This window comes from Sphingomonas trueperi, assembly GCF_011927635.1.
Taxonomy (GTDB): Bacteria; Pseudomonadota; Alphaproteobacteria; order Sphingomonadales; family Sphingomonadaceae; genus Sphingomonas; species Sphingomonas trueperi.
Genome location: NZ_JAATJB010000003.1, coordinates 417,353 through 427,450 on the forward strand (window position 1 = coordinate 417,353; position 10,098 = coordinate 427,450).

6 protein-coding genes are annotated in these 10,098 nt (G+C 67.1%); 3 read left to right on the forward strand and 3 right to left on the reverse strand.

Going from position 1 to position 10,098, the window contains the following annotated elements; genetic code table 11:
* Positions 1 to 94 precede the first annotated feature (94 nt).
* Positions 95 to 2,197 carry a TonB-dependent siderophore receptor gene (locus GGR89_RS07765; protein ID WP_125974499.1) on the forward strand — a complete coding sequence of 701 codons (2,103 nt, stop codon included), beginning with the start codon at positions 95 to 97 and terminating at the stop codon, positions 2,195 to 2,197.
* Positions 2,198 to 2,241: 44 nt separating this feature from the next.
* Complete coding sequence (locus GGR89_RS07770; protein WP_425338749.1) at positions 2,242 to 4,029, forward strand: M14 family metallopeptidase; 1,788 nt, start codon at positions 2,242 to 2,244, stop codon at positions 4,027 to 4,029.
* Positions 4,030 to 4,317: 288 nt separating this feature from the next.
* On the opposite strand, the gene GGR89_RS07775 is transcribed toward GGR89_RS07770, so the two are convergent.
* The 3 genes from GGR89_RS07775 to GGR89_RS07785 form a co-directional block, all read right to left on the reverse strand.
* The gene (locus tag GGR89_RS07775; RefSeq protein WP_241213466.1) at positions 4,318 to 5,061 is read right to left on the reverse strand and encodes an alternative oxidase; all 744 of its coding nucleotides are present in this window, start codon (positions 5,059 to 5,061) and stop codon (positions 4,318 to 4,320) included.
* A 473-nt stretch (positions 5,062 to 5,534) separates the two neighbouring features.
* Positions 5,535 to 5,777: a hypothetical protein gene (locus tag GGR89_RS22260; RefSeq protein WP_241213465.1), complete on the reverse strand. Its 243-nt coding sequence runs from the start codon at positions 5,775 to 5,777 to the stop codon at positions 5,535 to 5,537.
* Between the two features lie 148 nt (positions 5,778 to 5,925).
* Positions 5,926 to 6,759 (reverse strand): hypothetical protein, encoded by an 834-nt coding sequence (locus tag GGR89_RS07785; protein ID WP_125974328.1) that lies wholly within the window; start codon positions 6,757 to 6,759, stop codon positions 5,926 to 5,928.
* 190 nt (positions 6,760 to 6,949) lie between these two features.
* Here GGR89_RS07785 and GGR89_RS07790 point away from each other — a divergent pair, with 190 nt between their 5' ends.
* Positions 6,950 to 9,712 carry an ATP-binding protein gene (locus GGR89_RS07790; protein ID WP_125974326.1) on the forward strand — a complete coding sequence of 921 codons (2,763 nt, stop codon included), beginning with the start codon at positions 6,950 to 6,952 and terminating at the stop codon, positions 9,710 to 9,712.
* Positions 9,713 to 10,098 lie beyond the last annotated feature (386 nt).

Consider the following 10,098-nt stretch of genomic DNA (forward strand, 5'->3'; position numbering starts at 1 on the left):
ACGACCGTGGCCGGCGCCCGCACCAGACACAGGGGATTTGGCGTTGCACCTTTCCGTTCGTACCGGCTTGCTTGCCGGCGCTCTTCCGTTCGCCATGCTGGTCTCCGCGCCGGCCTTCGCCCAGGCCGTGCAGGAGACCGGGCTGGAGCAGGACCGCGAGGAGATCACCGTCAACGGGGTGCGCCAGTCCTATCGCGGCAATTTCGCGCTGCGCGAGATCCCGCAGGCGATCGCGGTGATCGAGGACAAGGTGTTGCAGGAGCAGAACATCACCCGCCTCACCGATGCGCTGGACCTCAATGCCTCGGTCGCCCGCCAGAATACGTTGGGTGGCCTGTGGGATTCCTTCGCGATCCGTGGCTTTGCCGGCGACGAGAATCTGCCCAGCGGCTATCTGGTCAACGGCTTCAACGGCGGGCGCGGCTTCAGCGGCCAGCGCGACGTGGCGGGGATCGAGCGCATCGAGGTGCTCAAAGGCCCCGCGGCGGCGCTGCTCGGGCGCGGCGAGCCGGGGGGGACGATCAACCTCGTCACCAAACAGGCCCAGCTCGGCCGCAGCTTCGGCAGCGCCTCGCTGCAATATGGCAGCTTCGATCGGGTACGCGCCGAGGGCGACGCCAATGTCGCGCTCACCCCCGGCATCACTGCGCGGCTGATCGGCTATGTCGAGGATGGCGACACCTTCCGCGACATGGTGCACCAGAAGCGCTGGGGCCTGCTGCCGTCGTTCGGCGTCGCGCTGGGCGCGGCGACCCGCGTGACCTATGATTTCGAATGGACGCGGGTGGAAACCCCGTTCGATCGTGGCATCGTCGTGCTCAACGGCAATCTCGACACGGTGCCGCGCGCGCGCTTCCTCGGCGAGCCGGGCGATGGCGACACCGTCGCGCGCGCGACCGGGCATCAGCTGCGCGTGCAGCATGATTTCAGCGACCGCTGGAGTCTGCTGGTCGGCGCCAGCCACCGCGACACGCTGCTGACCGGCTTCTCCTCCGATGCCGAGACGGCGGCCTCGCGCCAGAAGCTCTTCGTCGACGGCCATTCGTTGTCGCGCCAGCGCCGCAGCCGCTACTACGACGCGGCACAAACCGCGGTGCGCGCCGAGGCGTCGGGCAGTTTCGAGACCGGATCGCTGCGCCATCGCCTGCTGTTCGGTGCGGACCATGACCGGTTCGTCTACGACCAGGTCTTCACCCGCGTGCGCCCGCCCGCCGTGTCGTCCAACCCCAGCGACCGGGCCGGCTATGTCATCGACATCCGCAACCCGGTCTACGGCCGCTTCCCGCTGCCGACGCCGGGGGTGATCACCGATCGCCGCGATGTGCAGGAGGCGAGCGGCGCCTATCTGCAGGACCAGATCAGTCTCACCGACCGGCTGCAGATCCGGTTCGGCGGGCGCTACGACCATCTGCTCCTGCGTACCGACAACCGCCAGACCGCAGTGAACAGCCGCCGCACGCGCGATCGGTTCAGCCCGCAGGCGGGCATCGTCTACCGGCTGAGCGATCCGCTGAGCCTCTATGCCAGCTATGGCGAAGGCTATCGCGCCAATGTCGGCACCGATGCGGCGGGCGTGATCTTCGATCCGGAGACGACCCGCTCGATCGAGGCGGGGGTCAAGTTCGGCGCTTTCGGTGGGCGGCTGAACGGCACCGTCTCCGTGTTCGAGATGAACAAGCGCAATGTGCTGGCCACCGATACCGCCAACCCGGGCTTCTCGGTCGCGATCGGCAAGGCGCGCAGCCGCGGCGTGGAAGTGGATCTGACGGGCAAGCTGCCCGGCGATCTCGACCTGCTGCTCAGCTATGCCTATGTCGACGCCGAGGCGCGCTCCAACGTGCTCGATCCGAACTTCTCCTTCCAGGTGCGGCCGGGCGACCGGCTGATCAACATCCCCGATCACACTGCCAATGTGCAGCTGGCACGCGACTTCACGCTCGCCGGAATGAAGGCCCGGTTCGGCGGCGGCGTGCAATATGTCGGCGAGCGCTCGGGCGAGACCGGCACGCGGTTCACCCTGCCGTCGCACACGCTGGCACGGGTGTTCGGGGAGGTCGGGATCACGGAGCGGCTGCAGCTGTTCGGCACCGTCTCCAACCTGTTCGACGCGCATTGGTATGCGAACAGCTATACCCAGCTCTGGGTGCAGCCGGGCGCACCCCGCACCGCCACGATCGGCCTGCGCGCGAACTTCTGAGCGCGCAGCCAGCCTCCTGATCCAGTAAGAGTATCGCGACCATGATGCCTTCGTGCCCCCGCCTGGCGACGTTCGCCGCCCTCCTGCTCTGCGCGAGCGCCGCGCCAGCCGCCGCGCAGGACGTGCTCGACCTGCCGCCGGCGCTGCCCTGGTCCGGCAAGAGCGCGGCACTGGTCGCTCGGCCCGGTGATCCCTGGATCACGCCGGCGGAAGCGGCGGGGTTTCGAACGACGCCGCGCTATGCCGAGGTCCGCGCATGGCTGGAACGGCTCGATGCGGCCTCCGACCTGATCACGCTGCACGGCTTCGGCCGCACGGGCCAGGGGCGCGAGATGCTGTATGTCCACGCCAGCAAGGGCGGGGGACCCAAGCGGGTGGTGCTGGTCCAGGGCGGCATCCATTCGGGCGAGATTGACGGCAAGGACGCCGGGCTGATGCTGCTGCGCGACATCGCGCTGCGCGGCAAGGCGGACCTGCTTGACAAGGTCGATCTCGTCTTCGTGCCGATCTACAATATCGACGGGCACGAGCAACTGAGCCGCTGGAATTTCGTCCATATCCGCGGCCCCGCCGAAAAGGGTGCGGAGGCCAATGCCCGCGACATCGACCTGAACCGCGACTACGCCAAGGTCGACGCGCCCGAGACGCGCGCGATGATCGGGCTGATCCGGCAGCTGGACCCCATCCTCTATGTCGACTGCCATGTCAGCGAGGGCTTCGACATGCAGTATGACATCACCTTCACCTATGCCGGCTGGGGCAAATATGCCCGCCACCGCGCTACCGCCGACTGGCTGGAGCAACGCTTCGGCCCCGCCGCGATGCAGGCGCTGACGGCAGCAGGCCATACGCCGATCATCTACCCCAGCCCGATCGACACGCGCGTGCCGAGCAAGGGCATCCGCTACAGCCCCGAAGGGCCGCGTTATTCGACCGGCTATGGCGACTTCATCGGCATGCCGACGGTGCTGGTCGAGAACCATATGCTCAAGCCCTATCGGCAGCGCGTGCTCGGCACCTATGTGCTGCTCGAGGCGGCGCTGCGGATCGCCGGCAGTGACGCTGCGCGGATCGCCGAGGCCAAGGCGCAGGATCGCGCCAGCCGCCCGGCCGAACTGCTTACCCGCTGGACGCCCGCCGAACAGCCGATCGGCTGGATCGAGCAGTTCAAGGGGGTCGCGTTCGAGATGGTGCCGTCGCCGGCCTCGGGGCGCCCGGAACAGCGCTGGACCGGCAAGCCGATCACCTTCCGCATGCCGATCATCGGCCAGCGCCCCACCGAGCGCGTGCGCCTGCCCAAGGCCTGGTGGATCCCGCCCGAACAGGCCGAGGTGATCGATCGCCTGCGGGTCCATGGCATCGCCTTCGAGACGATCGAAGCGCCGCGCACGCTGCGGCTCGATCGGGTGCGGCTGGTCGATGCCAAGCTCGCCCAGCCCAAGGAGGGCAGGGTGCCGATCACCGCCGGGTTCGTCCACGGCGTCGCCGAGCAGGTGTTGCCGGCGGGCAGCGTTCGCGTGCCTGCCGATCAGCCGCTGGGGCTGCTGGCAGCCGCGCTGCTCGAGCCCGAGAGCCAGGACTCGTTCCTGGCCTGGGGCTTTTTCCCGGAAATGCTGGCACCCGTGCCGAGCACCGATGCCTTCATCCTGTCCGCGCTCGGCGAGCGGCTGCTCGCCACCGATCCGGCGATCAAGGCCGCATTCGAGGCGAAGCTCCAGGCCGAACCCGGCTTTGCGGGCGACCCGGACGCGCGGCTAGCTTGGTTGTTCGCCCATGCGGGCACCGGCCATGCCTTTCTTCTGCAATATCCTGTCGCGCGGGAGCTGAACTGACCGGAGCACGATACATTTGCGCCGTAGAGATGCGGTACGGTCGAAGACCATGACCTGCGCAACCGGACGACCGCCGATGCGACCGCCATGGCCTCCCTCTCCCGCAGCACCAGAAGCAGATCCCGTGCGGCGATCGTAGAGCGCGGGCGCTTGCCGCTCGCCATGTTGATGAAACCGAGCGGCCGGCGAACCCTCCGCATCGTGACCGGCGAACGGCCTTGCGCTGCGATCTTGGAATGCCCTTCGTCCGCACCGCTTCGAAGCCGCTGGAGGCAGCGACGATCGCGGTTACCCGATCGCGTTTGTGCTAGACTGCGGCGCCGGGAGCCCCGAGAGCACGGGCTCCTGCACGGCAGGGCCGTCCAACTCGGCGGCGTGCCACGGATAGGGCGAGATCGCGCCGGGCGTCTTGCCCCCCAGGTCGGCTGCGAAGCCGTGGTTCACGTCGCGGTGATGCGCTTCATCGGCGCGCACTACCAGTACCACGTCGCGCAGCGTGGCACTTTCGGGCAGCCCCCAATAGCGGCATGCGATCGCCGGCGCGGGCACGTTGGCGCTGCGCCCCGCATCGATTTCCGCGAGATAATGGGTGTAGCTGATCACCGCCTCTTCCTCGAAATAGCCGACCAGCCGGTGTGCGGTCTTGGGGCTGATCAGGTAGAGGGCGAAGAAGAAAATGTAGAATAGCCACTGGACAATGAGCACGATGAGCCGCTCGAACAGGGTCGGCTTGCACACCTCCAGGAAGGTCATGAGGTGCATGCGTTCGTTCTCGGCCTCTTCCATAAGGATGCGGATCCAGCCCCGATCGGACTTCATCTGTCGCAGGCACCGCAGATGGGTGAGTGTGGCACCGACCATGCCAGGCACCGCCGCCACCGTTTCCAGCACGATGGCGCGGTGGCCGTAGCGCTTGGCAAAGAAAGTGTCGGCGAAGAACCGCAGCAGCCTCGTCACGGCCAGCGCGAAGCGATCGGAACCGCCATGGGCAGGGTGATGGATGGAAAGGTCAATCTCGGGGGGACGGCGCATGATGGCACTCCTGAAGGCTATGAAGTCGGGCGCGGCACGCAGCCAGGCCAGTGGCTGGAAACCGACGCAGCGGGACCAGTTGGCCGAACAAGTGCGCGGTCGGGCCACGCGACGATCTTGACCTCGCGTGGGCTGCACTCGGCACCTCCAGTCCCATCGTCGAACGCGGCGGATGTACCTGCGTCGATCGATTCGGCGACGTGAGCGGGGGTGACGCTCGCCCGCAGCCAAGGCGTGCCGGACCACCAGAGCGTCCGGCCCTGACCGATGACCTGGCAAAGCAGCAACAGGCCGGCGGTCGCCGACGCAATCGTGAGGAAATCGCGCGGCGCGAAAGCGGCGCTCTTCTCGCTGGGCGGCAGTGGCAGGGCGACGCCAAGGCAAGTTCGAGTGCGTGCAGGCCCCATAGTCCGCTGTTGACCAGCACCTCGACGGGGACAAGCCGAGCCAGTGGCGTACCGATCCCATGCCAATCACGCGCTGAGCGGCTTTGCCTTGGGTGGGAAGGCCTGCATCAGAGAGTAGGTGCCGAGCGTGACGAGCGCGGCGGCGGCAATCCCGCTGGTCGCGCGGACGAACACCGCCGCCCAGAAGCCGGCGAAGCCGAAATGGAGCAGCCCCGCGAACGCGTAGAGACCGAGGAAAAAGCCGGTCACTTGCGGGATGCCGAATTGGGCCCGCGCCTTGACGAGCGAAAGGTTGGCGCTCGCATTCATCACGACATAGATTGCGGGCGAGGGCGGGACGCGAGTGACTGTTAGTGCGTCTAAGAGACCGTTTGGAAATGCGCCTGGGCGCATTCCAAACAGGCTCTAAGGGCTCCGAGGGCCCTCTTCGACTAACCCGTTGACGTCGAAGCGCGTTTCATGCGATCTCCCGGATGCATCGTTCCCGCACCGCGGAACGCGGGAGCCGTTCGAGGATCGCCTCGGCCATGCGTTCCTGCACGTCGAGGCCGCCTTCGCCGACGATGTCGATGCGATCCGACCAGAGGATTCGCCCGCATCGACTGGAAAGTTCCACGCATACGCGATGTACTTCCTGCATCCGCCGGATCGTGCCGTGCAGCACCAGGGCCGCGCCGGCATGCGTGGCGACTTCGTCGAGCGAATAGCGGCTCTCGCGAAACTGGAACATGATCGCTCTCGGCACGACGCGGAGATGCGCATCACGCTCCGCCGCGTAGATGATCTCGTCCGTCACACCCGCCGCAAAGGCCTTTTCGTGAATGCAGAGTGCGGTGAACGGCAGCACCGCCAGTATCGGCGGCTCCAGCGCCGCGCCGGGGGCATCGGCGGCGATGCACCGCGCATCCTGCCGCAGGCGAAAGCTCGGCGCATAGCCTCCCGTCGGAATCGACACGATCACCGCGTCTTCACGACCCACACCGGCATAATAGGCGGCAAGCTTCCGCCGCAATCGGCGCGCCTCCACGCGCACGGCGGAATCGATCCTCGGGTCATACTCTATGACACCACCATAGAGTTCGACGCCGATCACCAACTCCTTCAGCGTCGCCGCGCGGCCCGCCAGCGCTTCCTCCACCACGAAGTGCAGAAAGGCGTACAGCTTGTCCGAACCGGTGAACGCATGGGCGCGAAGCCGTTCCAGCTGTGCCCGCACTTGCTCCGGCGTTGGCCGATGAGTCGTCTCCCCGGCGCCGGCGTCGACCGGCGCCGCAATCTCCACGAGGCGCATACACTATCTCCCGGCGCGAAACGGCACGGACGTCGAGCAATCCAGGTCTACGTCCGTGCTCGGGTCCGGATAGCCGAAGCGCCCAAAAGCCCCGACTTAACAGGTGCCAAACGCTGCTAATTCGCGCATACGGTTAGCGCTAACGTGTCTGCGGGGGGACGTAGGTGGGTCGGCTAGACGCCAGACGGTCATGAGCGAGCGGAGCATCCGGTTCGGCTCGTTCGAGCTTCGGCCGGAACGAGGGCAATTGCTGAGTGGCGGCGTCCGCGTCGGCCTGGGGTCGCGTGCGCTCGCGATTCTGGTGCTGCTTGCCGAGCGCGCCGGCGAGGTCGTCGCGGTGCAGGAAATCACCGATCGCGTCTGGCCGAACATTTTCGTCCAGGAAAACAATCTGCGCGTGCACATCACCGCGATCCGGCGCGCCCTGCGGGCCGGGGCGGAGGACGATATCGAGATCGTCAATGTGCCCGGCCGCGGCTATCGGCTGCGCGCCGACGTGACCATCGAGGCGACAGGCGAGCAAGCGCCCGAGGCGACGATGTCTGCGGAAATCCGCCCGCTTCCGCTTCCGTTGCAGATCAACCGCCTGATCGGCCGCGAGTCTTGCGTGACCGAGGTGGTGGAATGCATCGCGCGCCATCGGCTTGTTACGATCGTCGGCCCAGGCGGCATCGGCAAGACCAGCGTGGCGCTGGCGGCACTTACGGAGCTCCGAACCCGTACCGCCGTCTGCTTCGTCGATCTGACGAACTGCACGTCCCTTGCACACGTCGCCACCGCCACGGCCGCGGCGCTCCAAAGCCCGATGGGCCAGGACACGACGCCCGCCGTGCTGGTGGAACGCCTGCGCGCAGCCGAACTCGTCCTCCTGATCGACAATTGCGAGCATCTCATCGACATCGCGGCCAAGGCTGCAGAGGCGCTGCTGCACTCCTGCTCCCGCGTGAGGCTGTTGGCGACCAGCCGCGAACCGCTGCGGGTGCCGGGGGAAGTGCGAGTGCATCTCCAGCCACTGCCTGTACCCGGCGCCGCAGACGCGGTTGAGACGATTGCCAGCAACCCCTCGGTCGCGCTGTTCGCAGAGCGTGCCGCGGCAGCGGCTGGCGGATTCCGGCTGGCCGAGGAGAATGCCCGACAGGTAGCAGCGGTGTGTCGCTCGCTCGACGGGCTGCCGCTGGCGCTTGAACTGGCGGCGGCGGCGATGCCGATGGTGGGGCTGGAGGGGCTGTCCACCGGGTTGGTTGGGCGCCTGTCGCTCCTGTCCTTTGGTCGACGCACGCTCGCGCGGCACGAAACGCTCGAAGCGATGCTGGACTGGAGCTTCGAACTGCTCGCGCCCGACGAGCGGCTGATATTAGGTTGTCTCAGCCTGTTCCGCTCCACCTTCGATCTTGCCGCCGCCGTGCAGGTGGCGACGCCGAATGGGGCGGAGGATGCGCGCGCTGCTCAGGCCATTCTGCAACTTGCCGCCAAGTCGCTGCTGTTCATCGAGCCGTCCCGGCAAGGGGTCGCCTATCGCCTGCTGGAGACGACCAAGGCCTATGCGCGGCGCAAGCTCGAGGGCTCCGGTCATGCGGAAATCGCGGCGCGCCGGCATGCCGAATGGGTCGGGATGCTGCTGGATCGCGCCCAGGCCGATTGGCTGCGGATGGATCGCGCCGCCTGGTGGGAACGATATGGCAACGCGATCGACGACGTCCGCGCGGCGCTGGTGTGGTCGCTCGGCGAGGCCGGGGACAAGCGGCTGGGCGTCCGCCTCATCCTGGCTTCCGCGCCGCTTTGGCTCGGCATGTCGCAATTCGCCGAATATCATCGCTGGCTGCAGCAAGCGCTCGCCACGCTGGACGCGCTCGGCCAGCGCGGCGGGGCCGAGGAGATCCAGCTGCAGGTCGGCCTGTGCGTGCTGTTGTTCAACGCCGACCGGCCCGGCGAAGGGTTCGTGCGCGCGGCGACACAGGTGTTGCGCATTGCCAAGAAGATCGGCGATCCGGTGGCCCGGGCGACAGCGCTGTGGTTGCTTTCGGGGCAACGGGGGATCATGGGCGATCATCCCGCATCGCTGACGCTCGCGCAGCAGATGTTGGCGCCCGGAAGCACGGATGTCGACCGCGACCTGCAGCATTTCGCCCAGCGGGTGGTCGCCGGGATGACCTTCCGCGTGGGGCGCATGGAAGAAGCGGCGGCAATCGGGGCAGAGCTGGTCCGCCAATGCAGCGATCGCACCGCCTATGGCGCGGTGCTTCGCTACGATCATTCGACGATATTGCGGGGCAACCACAGCGTCACGCTGGCGGTGCAGGGCCGGCTGGACAGCGCCCGGGCGCTTGTCATGGAAACGGTGATCGATGGCCGGCGGCTGCGCAATCCCAGTTCGTTCTGCTATCTGCTGAGCAGCGCGGCCTGCCCGATCGCGCTGTGGCTGGGCGACGACGAACTGGCCCGGCACTATGCCGATCTGCTCGGCTGCGTGGCAGATGAAAACCGCTTCACCTACATGGCCGAACTCGCTGCATGGTTTTCGCGGATCGCCGACCTGCGCATGGGCAAGCCGCTACAGCCGTTTCCGATCGACCGAATCCGCCCCCCCTTGCCGCACGACAAGGATGTTTTCATCACCGCTTGCGCAGCGCTGTGCGATGCGGAAGCGACCGCGCGGGCAGAAGCTAGCGCGCCTCACTGGGCAACTGCCGAGATCCTGCGGGCTGATGGCGAGAATCGGCTGCGCGCCGGCGATGCGGTGGCCGGGCGCGCGCAGTTCGAGCGGGCGCTGGCGATCGCGGAGACGCAGGGCGCCGGACTATGGGCGCTACGAGCCGCGACATCGCTGGCCCGCTTGGTGACGCCGGACGCAGCGGCGCGCATTCTGGTACCCGCACTCGCGCGTATCGAAGGCGATGAGCATTATCCGGACGTACGGGCGGCGCGCGCCTTGTTGCCGGAGTTGACCAGCTAACGCCGGGTCACGTCCCCGGGAGACATCGGCAGCTACGTCGTCTTCCATTCGTCACAGAAAGAAGCCCCCTTGCGTACTCACCAAGGCAGGAACAATGCTGGAAATCATCCTACGCTTCTTGGGTGCTAGCGGCGCGTTGCTCTTCTTTGGGAAAGCTAGTCCAATTCAGAAGAGAGCGCTGGAGTATGAGAATTGGAGATTGATACGGCAGGTCAGCGGTTGGCGCCGGAGCCGGTACTTGCGCGGCTGCGGGAGCCGCAAGTACCGGTCGGGCGGTGACCTGCCTCCCGCTGGTCCTGCAGTCATAACGAGAGTCCGCCGGTTTGATATTCGTGGTGCGCCACCGGCACAAGCGCGCCGGGCGTGACGCCTCCGTCTTGCAGGAA